The 19,138-nt window shown below is 68.5% G+C and carries 15 protein-coding genes; 7 read left to right on the forward strand and 8 right to left on the reverse strand.

All coding sequences use genetic code 11. From position 1 onward, the window contains the following. The first annotated feature begins 97 nt into the window (after positions 1-97). Together ABD866_RS07385 and ABD866_RS07390 are read left to right on the forward strand one after the other, a co-directional pair. Positions 98-3,235, forward strand: coding sequence for an efflux RND transporter permease subunit (locus ABD866_RS07385; RefSeq protein ID WP_345062720.1), 3,138 nt, complete (start codon positions 98-100; stop codon positions 3,233-3,235). After that, on the forward strand, positions 3,232-4,713 hold the full coding sequence (locus ABD866_RS07390) for an efflux transporter outer membrane subunit (RefSeq protein WP_345062722.1): 1,482 nt from the start codon (positions 3,232-3,234) through the stop codon (positions 4,711-4,713). Before ABD866_RS07385 ends, ABD866_RS07390 begins: the two co-directional genes overlap by 4 nt. On the opposite strand, the gene ABD866_RS07395 is transcribed toward ABD866_RS07390, so the two are convergent. The 4 genes from ABD866_RS07395 to ABD866_RS07410 form a co-directional block, all read right to left on the reverse strand. Then, positions 4,700-5,569 carry a LytR/AlgR family response regulator transcription factor gene (locus ABD866_RS07395; RefSeq protein WP_345062724.1) on the reverse strand — a complete coding sequence of 290 codons (870 nt, stop codon included), beginning with the start codon at positions 5,567-5,569 and terminating at the stop codon, positions 4,700-4,702. The genes ABD866_RS07390 and ABD866_RS07395 overlap by 14 nt on opposite strands. Then, positions 5,566-6,681 carry a sensor histidine kinase gene (locus ABD866_RS07400; RefSeq protein WP_345062726.1) on the reverse strand — a complete coding sequence of 372 codons (1,116 nt, stop codon included), beginning with the start codon at positions 6,679-6,681 and terminating at the stop codon, positions 5,566-5,568. Before ABD866_RS07400 ends, ABD866_RS07395 begins: the two co-directional genes overlap by 4 nt. A gap of 19 nt (positions 6,682-6,700) precedes the next feature. Beyond that, the gene (locus ABD866_RS07405) at positions 6,701-7,018 is read right to left on the reverse strand and encodes a 2TM domain-containing protein (protein WP_345062728.1); all 318 of its coding nucleotides are present in this window, start codon (positions 7,016-7,018) and stop codon (positions 6,701-6,703) included. 76 nt (positions 7,019-7,094) lie between these two features. Beyond that, the gene (locus ABD866_RS07410) at positions 7,095-7,505 is read right to left on the reverse strand and encodes a DUF2306 domain-containing protein (RefSeq protein ID WP_345062730.1); all 411 of its coding nucleotides are present in this window, start codon (positions 7,503-7,505) and stop codon (positions 7,095-7,097) included. Positions 7,506-7,734: 229 nt separating this feature from the next. Here ABD866_RS07410 and ABD866_RS07415 point away from each other — a divergent pair, with 229 nt between their 5' ends. The 5 genes from ABD866_RS07415 to ABD866_RS07435 all read left to right on the forward strand — a co-directional run bounded on the left by ABD866_RS07415 (position 7,735) and on the right by ABD866_RS07435 (position 12,869). After that, complete coding sequence (locus tag ABD866_RS07415; protein WP_345062732.1) at positions 7,735-9,069, forward strand: efflux RND transporter periplasmic adaptor subunit; 1,335 nt, start codon at positions 7,735-7,737, stop codon at positions 9,067-9,069. A gap of 19 nt (positions 9,070-9,088) precedes the next feature. Then, a complete protein-coding gene (locus ABD866_RS07420; protein WP_345062734.1) occupies positions 9,089-9,808 on the forward strand; it encodes an ABC transporter ATP-binding protein in 720 nt (239 codons plus the stop codon). Continuing rightward, complete coding sequence (locus ABD866_RS07425; RefSeq protein WP_345062736.1) at positions 9,805-11,034, forward strand: ABC transporter permease; 1,230 nt, start codon at positions 9,805-9,807, stop codon at positions 11,032-11,034. Before ABD866_RS07420 ends, ABD866_RS07425 begins: the two co-directional genes overlap by 4 nt. Positions 11,035-11,142: 108 nt before the next feature. Further along, positions 11,143-11,970, forward strand: a complete 828-nt coding sequence (locus ABD866_RS07430) for an undecaprenyl-diphosphate phosphatase (protein WP_345062738.1) — start codon at positions 11,143-11,145, stop codon at positions 11,968-11,970. After that, positions 11,955-12,869, forward strand: a complete 915-nt coding sequence (locus ABD866_RS07435) for a MipA/OmpV family protein (protein WP_345062740.1) — start codon at positions 11,955-11,957, stop codon at positions 12,867-12,869. The genes ABD866_RS07430 and ABD866_RS07435 overlap by 16 nt, the downstream gene beginning before the upstream one ends. Positions 12,870-12,899: 30 nt before the next feature. Here ABD866_RS07435 and ABD866_RS07440 read toward each other — a convergent pair whose 3' ends face one another. The 4 genes from ABD866_RS07440 to ABD866_RS07455 form a co-directional block, all read right to left on the reverse strand. Beyond that, positions 12,900-14,675 carry a diguanylate cyclase domain-containing protein gene (locus ABD866_RS07440; RefSeq protein WP_345062742.1) on the reverse strand — a complete coding sequence of 592 codons (1,776 nt, stop codon included), beginning with the start codon at positions 14,673-14,675 and terminating at the stop codon, positions 12,900-12,902. A gap of 307 nt (positions 14,676-14,982) precedes the next feature. After that, entirely contained in the window at positions 14,983-16,767 is a 1,785-nt protein-coding gene (locus ABD866_RS07445) for a diguanylate cyclase domain-containing protein (protein ID WP_345062744.1), read from the reverse strand. Positions 16,768-16,856: 89 nt separating this feature from the next. Continuing rightward, positions 16,857-18,326 carry an oxygenase MpaB family protein gene (locus ABD866_RS07450; RefSeq protein ID WP_345062746.1) on the reverse strand — a complete coding sequence of 490 codons (1,470 nt, stop codon included), beginning with the start codon at positions 18,324-18,326 and terminating at the stop codon, positions 16,857-16,859. Then, positions 18,326-19,135 (reverse strand): carotenoid biosynthesis protein, encoded by an 810-nt coding sequence (locus ABD866_RS07455; protein WP_345062748.1) that lies wholly within the window; start codon positions 19,133-19,135, stop codon positions 18,326-18,328. The genes ABD866_RS07450 and ABD866_RS07455 overlap by 1 nt, the downstream gene beginning before the upstream one ends. Between the last annotated feature and the right edge of the window lie 3 nt (positions 19,136-19,138).

The following is a 19,138-nucleotide window of genomic DNA, read 5'->3' on the forward strand; positions in this document are numbered from 1 at the left end:
AAGCCCAGAATTGGTTTGCTATTGAATATATAGCGAACTTTCAAGCGGGGATAAGCACAAGCTGCCATTTTGGCCGTGGGTGCCAGAAAGGCCTGCGGTGAGCCTCTCCACCCCGTTCATCCACCGCCCCATCGGCACCATGCTGCTCACGCTGGGTCTCGCGCTGGCTGGGGCGGTGTCGTACTTCCTGCTGCCGGTGGCGCCGCTGCCGCAGGTGGACTACCCCACCATCTCGGTCAGCGCCAGCCTGCCCGGGGCCAGCCCCGATACCGTGGCCGCCACCGTGGCCACACCGCTGGAGCGCACGCTGGGCGCGATTGCGGGCGTGAACGAAATCACCTCGCGCTCCATCCAGGGCAGCACGTCCATCACGCTGCAGTTCGATCTGGACCGCGACGTGGACAGCGCCGCGCGCGACGTGCAGGCCGCCATCAATGCCGCGCGCACGCTGCTGCCCACGGGCATGCCGGGCAACCCCACCTACCGCAAGGTCAACCCGGCGGATTCGCCCATCATGATCCTGGCGCTCACGTCGGACCTGCTCACCCGCGGGCAGATGTACGACGCGGCCTCCACGGTGCTGGCGCAAAAGCTCTCGCAGGTCGAAGGCGTGGGGCAGGCTTCGGTCAGCGGCGGCGCGCTGCCCGCGGTGCGTGTGGAGCTGGACCCGGTGCGCCTGGCCTCGCACGGCATTGCGCTCGACCAGGTGCGCGCGGCCATCGTGGGCACCAACGCCAACCGGCCGCTGGGCGCGCTGGAGCAGGGCGACCGCCACTGGCAGATTGCGGCCAACGACCAGGCGCGCACCGCGGCCGATTACGCGCCCCTGGTGCTGCGCTGGAAGAACGGCCAGGCCGTGCGGCTGTCCGACGTGGCCCACGTGGTCGATTCGGTGCAGGACGTGCGCAACTTCGGCGTGGCCAACGGCAAGCCCGCGGTGCTGCTGCAGGTGTACAAGCAGCCGGGCGCCAACGTGCTCGAAGCGGTGGAGCGCGTGCGCGCCTTGCTGCCGCAACTGCAGGCGTCGATTCCGGCGGCCATCGACATCGAGGTCGTCTCCGATCGCACGCCCACGCTGCGCGCGTCGGTCCAGGAGGTGGAGCGTGCGCTCGCGATTGCCGTGGCGCTGGTGGTGCTGGTGGTGTTCCTGTTCCTGCGCAACGGCCGCGCCACGCTGATCCCCAGCGTGGCCGTGCCGGTGTCGCTGGCCGGCACCTTTGGCGTGATGTACCTCGCGGGCTACACGCTCGACAACCTGTCGCTGATGGCGCTCACGGTGGCCACCGGCTTTGTGGTGGACGATGCCATCGTGGTGCTGGAACACATCATGCGCCACATGGAGCGCGGCAAAACCGCCCTGCAGGCCGCGCTGGACGGTGCGCGCGAGATCGGCTTCACGGTCGTGTCCATGAGCCTGTCGCTGATCGCGGTGTTTGTGCCCATCCTGTTCATGGGCGGCATCGTCGGGCGCTTCTTCCAGGAGTTCGCCATCGTCATGTCGGCGGCCATCCTGGTGTCGATGGTGGTGTCGCTGACCACCACGCCCATGATGTGCGCCGCGCTGCTGCGCCCGCAGGACGTGCGCCCCGTGCGTGGCCGCGGCTGGCGCGCCGCTTTCAGCCGGCGGGTAGACCGCTGGCAGGCCCGCGGCCTGCGGGCCTACCGCCGCAGCCTGGCCTGGGGCCTGCGCCACCAGCCCGTGGTGCTGCTGGCGCTGGCGGGGGTGGTGGGCCTCAACGTCTGGCTCTACAACGCCATCGACAAGGGCTTCATGCCCGAGCAGGACACGGGCCGCATCTCGGGTTTCATCCGCGCCGACCAGGCCACCTCATACCAGGCGATGGAGCAGCGCCTGCTGCGCTTTCTGGCCATCGTGCAGGCCGACCCCGCCGTAGAACATGTGACGGGCTTTACCGGCGGCTGGCAGCGCAATTCGGCGGCCATGTTCATGACGCTCAAGCGCGGGCCGAACCAGGAGCGCTCGGAGGTCGTGATCGCCCGGCTGCGCGAGCAGCTCAAGAACGAACCCGGCGCGCGCCTGTTCATGACGCCGCAGCGCGACATCCGCATCGGCGGGCGGCAAAGCAGCGCCTCGTACGACTACACGCTGCAGGCCGACGACATCCAGGACCTGCGCACCTGGGAGCCGCGCATCCGCCAGGCGCTGAGCCAGCTGCCCGAGCTGGAAGACGTGAACAGCGATGTGCAGGACTTCGGCCTGCAGACTTCCCTGGTCATCGACCGCGACGCCCTGGCGCGCCACGGCCTGACCATGGCGCAGATCGACGCCACGCTGGGCAATGCGTTCGCGCAGCGGCAGGTGGGCGTGATCTACAACCCCCTGAACCAGTACCGCGTGGTGATGGAGGCCGACCCGCGCTTCCTGCAAAGCCCTGAGACACTGCGCGGCTTCTTCTTTGTCAACGCCCAGGGGCAGCCCGTACCACTCACGGCCGTGGCCCGCATCACCACCACCAACACGCCGCTGTCGGTGAACCACGAACGCGGCACACCGGCCAGCAGCATCAGCTTCAGCCTCGCACAGGGCGTGTCGCTGTCGCAGGCGTCGGAAGCGGTGCGCAATGCGGTGGCCGAGCTGGGCGTGCCCGTGTCGGTGCGTGGCACCTTCAGCGGCACTGCCGGGGCCTTCCAGGAGGCGCTGTCCGGCCAGCCGCTGCTGATCCTGGCGGCCATCGTCACCATCTACCTGGTGCTGGGCATGCTGTACGAAAGCCTGGTGCACCCGATCACCATCCTCTCCACGCTGCCGTCTGCAGGGGTGGGCGCGCTGCTGGCGCTGATGCTGTTCAAGACCGAGTTCTCGCTGATCGCACTGATCGGCGTGATCCTGCTGATCGGCATCGTGAAGAAGAACGCGATCATGATGATCGACGTGGCCATCGTGCGGCAGCGCCGCGCGGCGGCGGGCGGCACCACCGCCGCGCAGGCCATCTACCGCGCCTGCAGCCTGCGGCTGCGCCCCATCCTCATGACCAGCGTGGCCGCCATGTTCGGCGCGCTGCCGCTGGCCCTGGGCCGTGGCGACGGGGCCGAGCTGCGCCAGCCGCTGGGCATTGCCATTGTGGGCGGGCTGGTGGTCAGCCAGCTGCTCACGCTCTACACCACGCCCGTGGTGTACGTGGGGCTCGACCGGCTGCGCCAGGCCGTGATGCGCCGCCGTCCCGCCCCAGCCCGCTCATCGCCCGCAGCCGCCCTGCCTGGAACCGACGCATGACGACCCGACTGCCTTTTCTTCGAGACCTGCCCCGGCGTGCCGCCGCCCCCTGGCTGCTGCTGGGCGCCAGCGCCTGGCTGGCCGGCTGCGCCCAAACGCCGCCCTACGCAGCGCCCGCGCAAGAGGTGCCGACCCAGTTCAAGCAGCAGGCTGCCGCGCAGGCCCAGGGCCTGTGGCGGCTGGCCGAAGCCGGTGCCGCACGCCTGCCCGAGGCCACCTGGTGGGCCGGCCACGGCGACCCCGTGCTCGACGACCTGCAGACCCGCGCCCAGGCACAGAACCCGGGCCTGGCGCAAACCGCCGCGCGCCTGCGCGTGGCTGAGGCCGCGCTGGCCGCCAGCGGCGCTGCCCGCGTGCCCAGCCTGGGCGTCAGTGCCAGCGGCAGCCGCGCGCGCAGTGGCACGCAGCTGGCCGACGGCAGCACCAGCGCCCGTATTGGCAGCAGCTATGCCGTGGGCCTGAATGCGGCCTGGGAGCTGGACCTGTGGGGCCGCGTGGCGGCCGGCGTGTCGGCCGCCCAAGCCAGTGCCGACGCCAGCGCCGCCGACCTGGCCGCGGCCCGCCTGTCGTTGCAGGCCACCGTGGCCCAAACCTACTTTGCGCTGCGCGCGGCCGAGGCCCAGGGCCGCCTGCTGGACGACACCCTGCGCGCCTACGAGCGCAGCTGGGAGCTCACGCGCGCACGCCAGGCTGCGGGCGTGGCCACCAGCGCCGACGTGGCCCAGGCCGAAGCCCAGTACAAAACCACCCGCGTGCAGTGGATGGAATCGCGCACCACGCGCACACAGCTCGAACACGCGCTGGCCACCTTGCTGGGCCTGCCGCCTGCGGCCTTTGCCCTGGCCCCCACGGCCGAGCTGCCCAGCCCCCCGGCCGTACCGGGCGCGCTGCCCGCACAGCTGCTGCAGCGTCGCCCCGACGTGGCTGCGGCCGAGCGGCGCGTGGCTGCGGCCAATGCGCAAATCGGCGTGGCACGCGCGGCGTTTTTTCCGGCGGTCACGCTGTCGGCTTCGCTGGGCCAGCGCAGCACGGTGCTGGCCGATCTGTTCAATGCCCCGAATCTGGTGTGGTCGCTCGGCCCGGCGCTGGCGGCCTCGCTGTTCGACGGCGGGGCGCGCAGTGCGGCGGTTGAGTCCGCCCGCGCCAGCCACGCGCAGGCCACGGCCGCCTACCGGCAGACAGTGCTGGCCGCGCTGCAGGAGGTGGAAGACAACCTGGCCGCAGCCGCATCGCTGGCCGAAGAAGAGGCCCTGCAGCGTGAGGCCGTGGCCGCCGCGCAGCGCGCGCTCGAGGTGGTGGAGCACCAGTACCGCGCGGGTACGGTGGGCTACCTGAATGTGCTGACGGCGCAGACGGCGGTGCTGTCAGCCCGCCGCAGCCTGATCGACCTGCGCGCGCGCCGGCTCACGGCCGCCAACACCTTGCTGCGCAACCTGGCCGGCCCATGGGAGCCGGGCGCCGGGGTCACATCGCCTTGAAGCGGTGGGCGTAGAGCCGGCTTACGGGCAGGCGCTCGGGCCGGGTGTGCAGGCTCAGGTGCAGGCGGCCGGCCTCGTCGCGCGTGACGGCGGCAATCTCGGTCGCACGCACCAGCAGGCTGCGGTGCACCTGCCAGAAGATGTTGGGGTCGAGCTGCGCGGCCAGTTCTTTGAGCGGCGTGCGCAGCAGGTGTTCGTGCGTGGCCGTGAGCACGCGCACGTACTTGTCGGCGGCCTCGAATATCAGCACCTCGTCCACCGGCACCATGCGGATTTGCGTGCCCACGCCCGCCTGCAGCATGCGCAGCGGTGCCGTGGCGGCTGCGGCCCCCGGTGCACTGCCCGGCGGCGCTCCGGCCGCGCCCGGCAGGGCCTGCAGCAGGTGGCGAAGCTGGTCGAGCGTGGTCTCGAAGTTTGCTCCTGAATTGATAGCTGCTCGTGCTTGATTGGCAAGCACAAGCTGCAGTTTTTGCACTGTTTTTTCGAGCCGCGCCGCCTGCACGGGCTTGACGAGGTAGTCCATGGCCTGGGCGTCGAAGGCCTGCAGTGCGTACTGGTCGTAGGCCGTGACGAACACCAGCGCGGGAAACGGCCGCTCCGGCGGCCATGCGTCGGCCAGCTCGGCAGCGGCCTCCAGCCCGCTCTGGCCGGGCATGCGGATGTCGAAGAACAGCACGTCGGGCGCAAGGCGCAGCGCCTCGCGCACGGCGCTCAGGCCGTCGCCCACGGTGGCCACGATCTCCAGCGCCGGCCAGCACTGCCGCAGCGCCTGCGCCAATGCGGCGGCCAGCAGGGGTTCGTCTTCGGCAATCAGGGCGCGCGGGGCGGCAGGCTGAGTGGGGGCGGGCAGGGTCATGCAGGGGAGGGGTTGAGCGGCAACACAATGCGGGCGCAGGTGCCCTGGGGGGCGAGCGGCGTGAGTTCCAGCCTGGCCTGGGCACCGTGCAGCGTGGCCAACCGCTCGCGCACCTGGGTCAGCCCAAAGCCTCCACCCCCGGCGGGCAAGGGCGCCTCGGCATGGCTGTGCAGGCCGACGCCGGTGTCTTGCACCTCAATCTGCAGCAGGGGCCCATGCGCAGACTCGATCGCACGGGCGCGCACCGCAATGTGCCCGCCGGGGACCGAGGGCTCCAGCCCGTGGCGGATCGCGTTTTCGGCCAGCGGCTGCAGCAGCAGCGGCGGCACGGCGGTGCTGCGCAGCGCTTCGGGCAGGTCGAGCGTGTATTGCAGCCGCGGGCCCATGCGCACGGCCATCAGCTCAAAGTAATCGCGCAGCCGTGCAAACTCGTCGGCCAGCGGATGTGAAAGCTGGCGCGAGCCGCCCAGGGTAGCGCGCAGGTAGTCGATCAGGTGGTCGAGCATGGCCTGCGCGCGCGGCGGGTCGGTGGCCACCAGCACGCGCAGGTTGGCGAGCGTGTTGAACATCATGTGCGGCTCCAGCTGCGCCTCCAGCAGCTTGAGCCGCGTTTCGGTCAGGTCGCGCTGGGCGCGGGCGGCGCGGGCCTCCAGGGCCTGCGCAGTGCCCCGGGCGTGGTAATAGAACGATGCGACGACCGACGCCGCAATGGTCACCAGCGCAATGAACAGCGCGCGCTCCGGGGCCTGCCCGATCAGCGCCCAGGTGTGGCCGCCGCTCACTGCATCGCCCAGCGCCGTGCCGCCCACCAGGCCCACGAGCGTGCCCACCGCCACCAGCAGCAGGCCGCGGGGGCCGTGTGGCCACATGCCCTCTTCGTGTCGTGCGATCAGGACCCGCCCGGCATCGATCACCAGCCAGCTCAGCAGGCCAATGGCGTTGGAGTACACCCACTGCTCCCACCAGCGGCCATGGCCAGCCAGCGTCAGCAGCACGGCAATGGCAGTGCAGAACAACGCCATGGCCAGGCCGCGGCGCAACAGCGAGCGCGCAATGTGCGATGCGGAGGGAGCGGCCGGCGCTGCCGGCAGGACGGGATCGGGAAGGGTCATGGCAGAGGGCGCACCCATTCTAGAGACCCGCGTTGCCGGGCTCGCGGCGCAGCCGGGCGCGCTCAGCCGCTAGCAGGTGCTGGTGAAGCCGGCCGCCTGGCGCTGCGCCCCACACGGCCGCACCGTGCAGCACCAGCCCCACGCCCCAGCCCAGCAGGGGCCACACATTCCACGCATATCCGCTGCGCCAGGCCAGTGCAGCCAGCAACAGCTGCACCACAGTGAACACGGTGGCATGGCCGATCCAGCCCATGCGCTGGGCGGCACGGCGGCGTGCCAGACGCTCCAGCGCGTCTGGCAGGGGGAGGGCGGACTGTGTGTCAAAAGCGGTGGACATCGGGATCTCCAAGATCAAAGGGTTGCTGGGCGGGTGGATGGACAGCGGTTGTGTGGTGCGCGGCGCGTGGGGGCCATCACAGCAGGCCGAGCGCGCCCCAGAGCCACTGGCCGAGCAGGCGGCCGGGCAGCAGCGTGAAGGCCCCGGCCGTGAGGCAGGCCCCGACATACAAGCCCTGCATGGTCTTGCGGTGGCCGTCGATCTGGCGGCGGTACAGGTAAACAAAGGCCAGCACCAGTCCACCGAGCGTGTAGGGCACCAGCAGGTGGATAGGGGTGTAGCCCGCGATGTTGGGCAAACGGAAGTCCCGGATGAACAGGGCCGACAGAGCGGTGACTGCCATCAGCACCACCCAGACACGGCCGGCCCAGCGGTGCAGGCCGGGGCGCAGTCTGCGGCCCAGGCGGGACCAGAGAACCACGGGGCCCAGGGCCGTGGCGGCCAAGGCGCAGCCCATGTGCAGGGCGATGGCAGGTGTGAGTTGCATGGCAGTGGCGTCGTGAAAGCGAATGGATGGCATGGTCGGCGCTGGCCGCCTCTGCCGCGACTGCTTTGCGACGAAGTGCGCTTGGAGCGGTGTGAACTGCACGGTGGACGGACGCGTGGCGAGCGGCCGACCGGCCTGTGGGCCGCGCCAACCCCGGCCGTGCATGGGGGAATGCCGGGAATGCCCGCGTGCCCCACGGACTTTGGAGCGCGTTCCTAGAATCGCCGCCATGCTGATCAGCCGCCTTCTGATGCGATTGCGCGAACCCCGCACGTGGTCTGTGGTGGCCCTGCTTGCACTGGGCGCTGCAGGCCTGTGGTGGTGGCAGCACGGAGACGGCCAGGTTCCGCCATACCGTACGGCCACGCTGGAGCGTGGCCGCATTACCGCGGCGGTTTCGGCTTCGGGGCAGGTGATGCCGGTCACGCAGGTGTCGGTGGGCAGCCAGATCTCGGGGCAGATTCGCGAGTTGTTTGCCGACTTCAACTCCGAGGTCAAGGCCGGCCAGGTGATTGCGCAGATCGATCCGCAACTCATCGAATTTCAGGTGCGGCAGGCGCAGGCCGACCTGGAGGCCGCCCGCTCGCAGGTGCTGATCGCGCAGGCCAATGTGCTGGCCAGCCAGGCTGCGGTGTCGCGCGCGCGGGTGGAGCTGGCCGAGGCCCAGCGCGACCTGGAGCGCAAGACCGATCTCGTGGCCCGCGGGTTCATTGCGCAAAGCGAGGCCGACCGTGCCCGGGCGCTGGTGAACACCAGCACCGAAGCCCTGCGCAGCGCCGAGGCGCAGGCCGGCGTTACGGCCGCCCAGGTGCAGGCGGCCCAGGCCACGGTGAAGCAGCGCGAAGCGGCGCTGGCGCAGTCGGAAACCAACCTGTCGCGCACCCGCATCACATCGCCGGTAGACGGCATCGTCATCAAGCGCGCGGTGGAGCGGGGCCAGACGGTGGCGGCCAGCCTGCAGGCACCCGAGCTGTTCGTGATCGCCCAGAACCTGCGCGACATGCGGGTGGAGGTCAGCGTGGACGAAAGCGACGTGGGCCGCATCCGCCCTGGCCAGCCGGCCAGCTTCACGGTGGACGCCTTTCCGGGCCAGACCTTTGAAGGTCGGGTGGAGCAGGTGCGCAAGGCGGCGATTGCGGCGAACAACGTGGTGACCTACGTAGCGGCCGTGGGCTTTGCCAACCGGGACGGGCGCCTGCTGCCGGGCATGACCGCCAACATCCGCATCGAGACCGACGTGCGGGAGGACGTGCTCAAGGTGCCCAATGCAGCTCTGCGCGTGCGCATTCCCGGCGTGGAGCCCGCGCCTGCGGCCACCCGGGGCGAGGGTGAATCGGCTCCGCGCGGCGGCGCGCGGGGGCGGGTGCACGTGCTGGACGCCCAAGGCCAGCCCCGGGCCTATGCCGTGCGCCTGGGCCTGACGGACGGCACCCACACCGAGCTGATACCCGCCACCGCCGATGCCGCAGCGCTGCAGCCCGGACAGAAGGTGGTGACGGGCCTGCCGGCCGCGGGCAACGGCAGCAATGGCCGGGGCGGTACGGCCCCCAGGCTGCCGTTCTGACCGCACTGGAGTCCGGCCCATGCCGATGCTGCACGCGCAGGCGCTGACCAAGTCCTACACCATGGGCGACCAGACCGTGCATGCGCTGCGGGGCGTGTCGCTGTCCATCGAGTCGGGCGAGTTCGTGGCCATCATGGGGGCTTCGGGCTCGGGCAAATCGACGCTGATGAACATCCTCGGTTGCCTGGACCAGCCCACCGGCGGCACGTACGCCCTGGACGGCCAGGCGGTCGAATCCTTGCGACCCGACGCGCTGGCGGCGCTGCGCAACCGCAGCATCGGCTTTGTATTCCAGCAGTTCAACCTGCTGCCGCGCACTTCGGCGCTCGAAAACGTGGAGCTGCCCATGGTGTACGCCGGGGTGCGCGCTGCAGAGCGGCGTGCGCGGGCGCTGGCGGCACTGGAGCGGGTGGGCCTGGCAGCGCGGGCCGCGCACACGCCGGCCGAGCTGTCGGGTGGGCAGCAGCAGCGCGTGGCGATTGCGCGGGCGCTGGTCAATGCGCCGCGCCTCATCCTGGCCGATGAGCCCACTGGCGCGCTGGATTCGCAGACCTCGGACGACATCATGCGCTTGCTGGCCACGCTCAACGCCCAGGGCATGACGGTGGTGCTTGTCACCCACGAGCACGACGTGGCGGCCTGGGCGCGCAGACGCATCGTGTTCCGTGACGGGTTGATCCAGGAAGACCGGGCGCAGCCGGGCCGTCCGGAGGCGACAGCGCTGGAGGCGCGCCCATGAACCTCGCGGCGGCACTGCGTGCGGCCTGGCGGTCGCTCTCGGCCAATCTGCTGCGCAGCATGCTGACCATGCTGGGCATCATCATTGGTGTGGCGGCGGTCATCACCATGGTGGCGGTGGGCCGCGGGGCCACCGAGCGCGTACAGGCGCAGATGAAGGGGCTGGGCAGCAACATCCTGCTGGTGGTGCCGGGCAGCCTAAGCGCGGCCGGCGTGCGCCTGGGCGCGCAGACCCGGTCGCGCTTCACCGACGAGGACGCCGACGCAGTGGCCCGCGAGGTGCCCGAGGTGCAGGTGGCCGCGCCCTCTGCGCGCACCACGGCCCAGGCGGTGGCGCAGGGCGCGAACTGGAACACCACCATCTTCGGCACCACGAACGACTATCTCGACGTGCGCGAGTGGCCGCTGGCCGCGGGGCGCTTGTTCGAGCCCGCCGAGCAGCAAGGCTCGGCCAAGGTGGCCTGGCTGGGGCAAACGGCGGCCCAGGAACTGTTTGGCGACGACGACCCGCTGGGCCAGACGGTACGGGTGCGGGGGGTGCCGTTCACGGTGGTGGGTCTGCTGAGTGCCAAGGGACAGAACTCGGTCGGCCAGGACCAGGACGACATCGTGGTGGTGCCCATGTCCACCTTCCGCAACCGCATCTGGAACGCTGGCGGCAATGTGCGCCGCATCTGGGCCATCCACATCAAGGTGCAGGCCGATGCGGACATGGCGCGGGCGGAGGAATCCATTCGCGAACTGCTGCGCCAGCGCCTGAAGGTGCCCGGGGGCGGTGACGACACCTTCAGCATCCGCAATCTGTCGGAGGTGCTGCAGGCCCAGGAGGCTTCGAGCCGCGTGATGACGTGGCTGCTGGCCGCCGTGGCGGGCGTAAGCCTGTTGGTGGGCGGTATCGGCATCATGAACATCATGCTGGTGAGCGTGACCGAGCGTACGCGTGAGATTGGCTTGCGCATGGCCGTGGGGGCCCGGGGGCGCGACATCCTCGCGCAGTTCCTGATCGAGGCCGTGACGCTGAGCGTGGTGGGCGGGGCCATCGGCTTGGTACTTGGGGCCGCGGCCACCGCAGCGGTGGCGCACTTTGCGGGCTGGAGTGTGCGGCTGGACGCGGCCACCGTGCTGCTGGCGGTGGGTTTTTCGGGGGTCGTAGGCGTGTTTTTTGGCTATTACCCGGCTCGGCGGGCGGCGCGGCTGCTGCCTATTCAGGCTTTGCGCTACGAATGATCGCTCCGCGCCGGAGCACCCGCCGCGGCTGGGTGGATGGGCGCCAGAGACCGGTGCGCGGGGGATAATCCGGGCTTTGCCGGCACAGCCGGATGCAAGGATCGCCTCGTGGATATCGTTGTTCTCGTCAAGGCCGCCATCATGGGGGTGGTCGAAGGGCTCACGGAGTTTCTGCCCATCTCGTCCACCGGACATCTGATCCTGGCCGGCGCCTTGCTCGGTTTTGACGACGCCAAAGCCAAGGTGTTCGAGATTGCCATCCAGACAGGCGCGATCTTTGCCGTGATCCTCGTGTACTGGCAGCGCATCTGGAGCACGCTGGCCGGACTGCCCACCGAGCGGCAGGCGCAGCGTTTCAGCCTCAACGTAGCCATTGGCTTCTTCCCGGCGGTGTTGCTGGGGTTGCTGCTCGGCAAGGCCATCAAGGCGCACCTGTTCAACCCGCTGGTCGTGGCCACGACCTTCATCGTGGGTGGGTTCATCATCTTGTGGGCCGAGCGTCGTCCGGCTACGGCCACACGCGTGCATTCGGTGGACGACATGACGCCCTGGGACGCGCTCAAGGTGGGCTTGGTGCAGTGCCTGGCGATGGTGCCGGGCACCAGTCGCAGCGGTGCGACCATCATCGGCGGCATGCTGTTGGGCCTCTCGCGCAAAGCGGCTACCGACTATTCGTTCTTTCTTGCAATCCCGACGCTGATCGGCGCAGGTGCCTACAGCGTGTACAAGGAGCGCGACCTGATCAGCATGGCCGACCTTCCGATGTTTGCCACCGGCCTGGTGTTTTCTTTCCTGAGCGCCTGGCTGTGCGTGCGCTGGCTGCTGCGCTACATCAGTACCCACAGCTTTGTGCCGTTTGCCTACTACCGCATTGTGTTCGGCGTCATCGTGCTCTTCACAGCCTGGACGGGATGGGTGCAATGGACCCCGCATTGAGGCCGGTCGCACAGCTGGGGTGGGCCTGCGCGGTGCGCAGCCTGTGGGTACTGGCGGCGGTGCCGAGCATGGCCATGGCGCAGGACCCTGACCGTACGCAGCCTTCTGGGGTGCCTGCACAAGCTGTGTCTGCACCGTCGGACGCTGCTGCCGCCGCGCCGCCTGTGCGCCTGCACTATGTGTTGGGCGGTATCGCGAGCGCAAGCCCGGACTATCCGGGCAGCGAACGTCGCGGCTACGGGCTGCGTCCTGCGTGGGCGATTGAGTACGGACGGTTTCGCTTGAGCACCTCGCGTGGCAGTGCCCTCATGGGACACGGGCTGGGCGGACAGGAGTCTGGCGCGAGCGCCACGCTCGCAGACGGAGAGCGCTTCCAGCTGCGCGCAGGGTTGCGAATCGACCAGGGACGCGATGGTGATGAGTCGCCCCGCCTGGTCGGACTGCCCGAAGTGCGCAGCACCCTGCGCCTTCGGATGTCGGTCGGGTATGAGATCACTCGGCGTTGGTCGGTTGGCCTGGGGGTGTCGCAAGACCTGCTCGGCCGTGAAGGTGGAGGGCAGGCGTCGGTGTCGTTCGGCTACGCGCTGCCACTCTCGGACGCTACGCGCCTGAGCCTGGGCGCAGGCCTGCACTGGGCCGACGGCACCTACATGCGCACCCAGTACGGCGTACCGACGTCGGCAGCGGGCAGCAGCCCGTTGCCCGCCTACATTCCCAAGGCCGGCTGGTACAACGCCGACGCGGGCGTGGAAGTGATGCATGCCCTGGGCCGCCACTGGGTCGCGCTGGGCGGCGTTCGGGTGTCGCAGTTGCAGGGCGCCGCACGGCACAGCCCCCTGACGGTGGAGCCCTTTGGGTACTCGGTATCGGTGGGCTTGGCTTACCGCTGCTGCCGCTGACACGCCTCTGCGCTGCGAATGTCCCGCGGCTCAGTTGGAGGACAGGGCCAGGTCTCCAGTGTTGCGTCGCAGACAGAACTTGCCGCTCTGCTTGCCGCTGTACATGGCCGCATCGGCCAGCTTGAGCAGACCGCCAGGGTCGGTGCTGTCGATCGGGGCAATGGCGTAACCGATGGTCAGCCCGACCTGCACCTGGATGGAGCCCAGGGCAAACGGTGCATGGAAGGCGTCCAGCAGTTTCGAGCCCAGGTCGTGTGCCTGCTGCTCTCCTTGCAGGTGCGTGGCCATGATCACGAACTCATCGCCGCCCATGCGGGCAATCACGTCCGATTGGCGTACATGGCCCTGGAGACGACGGGTCACTGCCACCAGCAGCTCGTCGCCTACATCGTGTCCATGGCGATCATTGACGGGCTTGAAGCCGTCGAGGTCCATCACGTACACCGCCACCATGCGCTCGTTGGTACTACGTGAGAGCGCGCTGGACAGCGCCATCTGTAGCCCGCGGCGATTGGGCAGCCCCGTCAGCGGGTCGGTGTGCGCGAGCGAGTGCATGGCGTCCCGCTCGCGGCTTGCCACCAGGGCGGCCTTGTGCACGGCCTGCGTGCGCAGCCCAAGCACGCGCAGGAACAGCAGCATGTCGAGGGTCGCACCAAACTGGAAGGAATGCATGGTCCAGAAGTTGACCGGCATCCACCCGTTGATTACGCCAATGACCACGGCCGTGGCGACGAAATACACCACCCAGGCGGTCAGCAGGGTGGAGCCAATGGCATCACCCGCCCGGGTGCGCCGCAGCGCACCGGGGATGCCCATCAGCGCCGGCACCAGGCCCAGGATACTCACCACGCCCGCAATCACGCGCGTGCTCAGAACGTCCAGGGCATACAGCAGCGCCAGCGTACAGCACAGCACAGCACCGCCCCGCATCCAGCGCAGAAAGCGGCTGCGCGGAAGATGGCCCGCCAGTGTCTGGCTGATGAACAGAAACGAGCCTGTGGTGGCCATGAGGGCCGACAGGCCGGCCGCGTGTTCGGTGAACCACAGGCTGTCGGTCCATAGGTACTGGCGTCCTATACCGAAGAGGTGCAAGGAAAACAGCAGGCTTCCAGCGGTCAGCAGCGCGTACTGCCCGAAGAGCACTTCTCGCGTGCTGGCCCATTGTGCAAGGCTGTAGAAGATCAGACACAGCGCCAGGCCCGTGAGCACGCCTTGCAGCATCTGCTCGTCCACCGCGTGCGCCAGAAGCGCCGAAGGGGTGTGCAGCGAGATCGGGAGGATCATGGCCGCCCGGGTCTCCACCCGCAGGATCAGGTCGTAGCGCTCCCCAGGCACCAGTTCGAACATCACTGCATGGCTGCGGGTGCGCAGCGGACGCTCGTCGAACTCAATGGCACTGCCCAACACCACATGGCGCAGCAGCGCGCCGTTGCGAACCAGATGGACGTCGATACGGTTCAAGTCCGGATGGTCGATGTCCAGAGCCCACTGCCCTTGCGAAGCGAAGTCCACCACCATGGGTACGCGTAGCCATACGGCATCGGGGCGCACCCCAAGCGCACCACCCCGGTGCGGAGGCTCCTGCCAGCGGTCGGGTGCCTTCAGCACGTCCTGGATGCTGAGGGTGCGTGTCGGATCCGTTTGCATCGACAGCACCGGCCACGCCTTCAGTGTCCCTTGCGCATCGCGCAGTTGCAGTGCCGCGGGCTCGGCGGCCTGCACAGACGGCACTCCTACCAGGAGGCACGCCAGCAGCAGGCACAGGCCGACCCACGCGCCCAGGGCGCGACGAATGGAGAGGCTCAAAACCAGCTGCATGGCGGAAATGACGGGGCGGCCAAGGGGGGTGGGGGGCGTCACGGTGCGCGCAAGGTGGGCGCCTATGCACACTGCGACATGCGTTCGTGCGTGCGACAGCATCGCACGAGAGCGCGTGCGGGTGAAGTGCTTACTCCAGAGAAGGGCATGTCGAACCGTCGCGGCACGTGCGCGTGAAACATTTGTATCAAATATTACCGGAGTCGTGTGACGACAGGAGGCATGAACCGCCGCGCAAGGGTTCGGGATTGCCCGATAGCGTACGCGCTTGGCCTGCACTAGGGCCTTGTGGTGACTATTCCACTGCTGGCACGCTGCTCTGCCGTGGCGCGGGAGCGGTGTGACGGCGCAAGCAGAAACGTCCGTCCTGTTTGCCGCGGTACATGGCCGCGTCGGCCTGCTTGACCAGTTCCTGGGCGGTTTGCGCATCCTGCGGGGCCAAGGCGTAGCCCACGGTCAGTCCGAGCTGTAAGGAAAGAGGACCGATCAGGAACGGGGCCTCCATGGCTGCGACCAGTTGCTCGCCCAACTGCTGGGCGTCCTGCGCGCTGTGCAGGCTGCGGGCCAGCACGAGAAATTCGTCGCCACCCACCCGTGCGATCAAGTCGGGGTAGCGAACACGCTCGCTCAAACGTCTGGCCACGGCCTCCAGCAGTTCGTCGCCTACGTCGTGACCATGCTGGTCGTTGACGGGCTTGAAGCCATCCAAGTCCAGTACGTACACCGCAAGAGGGCGTTCGGACGTGGCCGTCAGCATGGCAGCGCTCAGCGGGCCCTGCAGGCCACGGCGGTTCGGCAGGCCAGTGAGAGGGTCCGTGTGGGCCAGAACCCGCATCGCGTCGCGCTCCTGAGCGGCCAGCCGCGCTTCGTCGCGCACGGCCTTGGCGCGCAGGCCCAGTACGCGCAGAAACAGCAGCATGTCGATGGTGGCTCCGAATTGAAAGGCGTGGAGGCTCCAGAACTGGGCTGGCACCCACCCCTGGGCCAGGGCCACCATGACCCCTGCACCGGCGCCATAAGCGGTCCAGGCCCAAAGCAACGGTGTGCCGATGGGGTCGCCCTCGCGCACGCGTCGCCAGGCCCGCGGCAGACTCAGCAAGGAGGGGAGCATGCCTGTCAGGCTCATGAAGGCCGTCGCCATGGGCACGTTGACCCAGCCTGCCAGCGTGCCGCCCGCAGCGACGATCGTGACGAGCGCGCCGGTGTGCATGCTGCGCGCATAACGGCTTTGCACATCGTGTCCGGCGAGCACGTGCCTCAAAAACAGGTATGAGCCCGCGAGGGCAATCAGTCCGCAGACGGGCGCGATCCGCTGCTCGATCCAGGGCTGCTGTCCCCACAAAAATTGCCCGCCCACACTGAAAAATTGCAGCAAAAACCCGGCACTGCCCACGACCACCATGGCGTAGTAGCCGAACATCCGGTCGCGCTGTGTGATCCATTGCAGCAGGCTGTATGCGATCAGGCCGAGAGCCAGGCCTTGCAGCACACCCTGCAGCATCTGTTCCCGCAACGAACGCAACAAGTACTGCGGCAGCGTAGCCACCTGGAGCGGCAGGATCATGGGCCCGTGGGTACGTACCCGCAGCAGCAGTTCGTGCGATTGGCCTGGCTCCAGCTGGAGCAGCATGGTGGGGGTGCGCGCGTTCAACCCGTGGTCGGTCGCCGCACGGCTGTAGCCCAGCAACACTGTCTGCACCACAGCGCTGCCCCGTATCAGGTAGAAGTCCACCTCTCGAAGCGACCCGTAGTCGAGACTTGCGACCCACTCGTGCGTGGCCGAGGCCTCCGAGACCTGCAACGGCACACGGACCCACACCGCGTCGGTGCGCACACCCAACGAGCCGCCGCGGTGCGGCGGGGCCTCAAAACGCCAGCGCTCGGCGACCAATTGCTCTGCTGTGTGGGTGCCCGATGCGTCGAAATGCACCGTAGCCACCGTCCAGGCATCCTGCAGTGCGGCCGTGGGCCGCAATTCCAATGCGGCGGGCGAAGCCGCAGCAGGGCCTCCACATGCCAGCAGGAGCCAGCACAGCGTCCAGAGCCTGGCAGATCCGCCCACCCAAACGCCTGCGATCATGCAGCGCAGTCGGGTCACGACGACGTGGGCGAGAGCAGTGAGTCGCTCCAGAGCCATCGGGCTGGTGCAGGCCGTACCAAGGCCGTTGCTCAAGGGGTCTGACGAGAGGCCTGTGCAGCGGTGCGCTTCCCGAGACCGTGGCTCCAGGTGCCATCGGTGGTCAGCCGGTCTTCAAGCTGGTTCAGCCAGCCTGGGGCGTGCGGGTCGTCGCTCCAGCTGTGGACCACCCCGTCCACCTGGTTTAGCAGGGCGTCAGGCAATTGCAGGGGGCGGGTCTGACTGAGCAGTACGCGGCTCATGAAGTGATAGCCCAGCACCCGGGTGATGCTTCGGGTGATGGAGAACTGGGGCGACACGCATCGGACGACGGTGTCGATGATGCGTGCCAGGCCCATGACGGTCCAGAAGCCGAATCTGGACAGCCATGACGCATGCGCCTGGAGTTGCAAGTCGCGCGCCGTGGTACGACCGCACAGGAAACGCGTCAGCAGCACGGGCCAAGGGCGGATCACCTGCCAGGGCAGTGACTGGGCCATGGTGTTCATGAGAGCCGCGCCTAGCGATGGGCGAGGGTCCGGGGTCACCGGGTCGGCACGGCCGCGCATCTGCATCTGGTCAAACAGTGTTTCGGCTTGCTCCATCGAGTGCGCCATGAGTTCAGGCTGGATGCCGAGCACATGGCCCACCACGTTCCAGGCGTGCAGGTACGCTTCCTCATCCGCCGCGGAGAGCCCGATGCCCAGCCGACGCAGGCCCCGCAGAAAGACGTAGTGAAAGGTCAGTAGCGTGTAGGCCAGCTCTTCCTGGTTACAGGGCAGGGCGTCCGCCGACAAGTCCCAGCCGCGCGCCTGCAGCACCTCGTACATGGTGGGTTTGCGGTGCGCTGGCAGGGGCAGCGCAGCCACCAGCCCGGTGCTGGGCAGGGCTCCACCGGCACGCCACTCCCGGACCTTGTCCTGCGGCGTTCCGCGCAGAATGAGGTGGCGGATGGTGGCGTGGATCAGCCGCACCTTCAGGATCTGCGCAAGGCCGGCTCCCTCTGGCCGGGTCAGTCCACCCTGCATCATCACCGGGAAGATCATCGCTGCGGTGGACCGGATGCGGTACTCGGTATGCGCCTCCAGTTGCCCTGCCGCATGCAGCACGGCGGACAGATCGGGCAGCACATAGCACTCGGGAAGGCTGGCGCAGAACAGCAGAATGCACGAGAGCGCTCCGTGCTCCATGAACACGCGTTCGGCGCGTTCAATCTTGAGTGGCTCGGCCCAGCCAGGCAGCACCTGGGCAAGGCGCACGTATTGCCGCAAGGCCATCGCGAGGTCTGCATCGCCCGCGATGGTGTCGGGTGCCCAGGCTTGCAGACTGGCGTTGTCCGTCCACTGCGCGAAGCATTCGTTGACGGCCGCAATGCGCTGCCATTGCTGTTCGGTTGCGCCCTCGGCTGCGCTCGCCCAGGGACCAAAAATCTTGGCCACGGTAGCGTCGGCCAAGGGGTCGGCCTCAAACTGCATCGCGTCGAGGCGCGAGTCGGTGAAGGTGCGGGGCGGCAAGGGATGCATCACAGACCTTCAGAGGAGTCATGGCGCCACCGCCAGAAGCCGGCCAGCGCACACAGCAGCGGGATCCCCATGGCGAATGGGGCAATGGCACGGGTTTCCACAGGCACGCCCCAGATCATCTGGAACACCATCCCACTTGCGTAGATACCCATGGGCAGCAGCACCATCAACGGATGCGGCGCAGCCACCTCGGGGCGGCTGCGCTGGTTCCAGCGGAACACGCTCAGGATCACGAACGAGACAAACACCCAGCCCACAAAGCCCTGCATGGTTTCACCGAACCAGCTGCCTTTTTTGAGCATGTCCCAGGCGTGCAGATGGAACACCAGGTACGGGTCGGCGCCGAGGTCGAACGCCGTGACGATCATGCCGCCCAAAAGAGCCAGGAACAGCAGGCCTGGCAGGCCGTGGCTTCCCGCCATGGTCACAGGGCGTTGCCAGACGATCAGGTTGGCCATGATGAAACCCGCGTACGTGAGTGCGAACCACATCATGGGAATCACCAGGGGCACATCTCCCAGACGCAGGCCCAGCAGCGGTGTGTAGGTGTAATCACCGAAAAACCAGCCCAGGGTGGAGCCCAGCTGTTCGGCCAGCCAACCGAGGCCGCATGCCACCGCCACAAACCGAAGCGCAGGCCCATGGCCCAACACCTGGGAGGCACTGGCCCAGCAGGCCGCGAACATCAGCAGCGAGGCTGCGACGATGGCCAGGGTGACAGGGTTGTGGCTCTGCCATGCGGTTGCCAGCATGGCAACTGCCAGCGGCAGGAACATCAGCAGGGGCAGGCGGGACGGGTGTGGTCGCATGGT

This window comes from Acidovorax lacteus, from assembly GCF_039540375.1.
Lineage (GTDB): Bacteria > Pseudomonadota > Gammaproteobacteria > Burkholderiales > Burkholderiaceae_C > Acidovorax_G > Acidovorax_G lacteus.

Bases quoted from the DNA above. Each gene is read 5' to 3' on its own strand.
- ABD866_RS07405 (WP_345062728.1), bottom strand. From the start codon at position 7,018: ATGTCCACCGCTTTTGACACACAGTCCGCCCTCCCCCTGCCAGACGCG.
- ABD866_RS07395 (WP_345062724.1), bottom strand. From the start codon at position 5,569: ATGACCCTGCCCGCCCCCACTCAGCCTGCCGCCCCGCGCGCCCTGATT.
- ABD866_RS07425 (WP_345062736.1), top strand. From the start codon at position 9,805: ATGAACCTCGCGGCGGCACTGCGTGCGGCCTGGCGGTCGCTCTCGGCC.
- ABD866_RS07450 (WP_345062746.1), bottom strand. From the start codon at position 18,326: ATGCATCCCTTGCCGCCCCGCACCTTCACCGACTCGCGCCTCGACGCG.
- ABD866_RS07420 (WP_345062734.1), top strand. From the start codon at position 9,089: ATGCCGATGCTGCACGCGCAGGCGCTGACCAAGTCCTACACCATGGGC.
- ABD866_RS07435 (WP_345062740.1), top strand. From the start codon at position 11,955: ATGGACCCCGCATTGAGGCCGGTCGCACAGCTGGGGTGGGCCTGCGCG.
- ABD866_RS07410 (WP_345062730.1), bottom strand. From the start codon at position 7,505: ATGCAACTCACACCTGCCATCGCCCTGCACATGGGCTGCGCCTTGGCC.
- ABD866_RS07415 (WP_345062732.1), top strand. From the start codon at position 7,735: ATGCTGATCAGCCGCCTTCTGATGCGATTGCGCGAACCCCGCACGTGG.
- ABD866_RS07400 (WP_345062726.1), bottom strand. From the start codon at position 6,681: ATGACCCTTCCCGATCCCGTCCTGCCGGCAGCGCCGGCCGCTCCCTCC.
- ABD866_RS07455 (WP_345062748.1), bottom strand. From the start codon at position 19,135: ATGCGACCACACCCGTCCCGCCTGCCCCTGCTGATGTTCCTGCCGCTG.
- ABD866_RS07390 (WP_345062722.1), top strand. From the start codon at position 3,232: ATGACGACCCGACTGCCTTTTCTTCGAGACCTGCCCCGGCGTGCCGCC.
- ABD866_RS07445 (WP_345062744.1), bottom strand. From the start codon at position 16,767: ATGATCGCAGGCGTTTGGGTGGGCGGATCTGCCAGGCTCTGGACGCTG.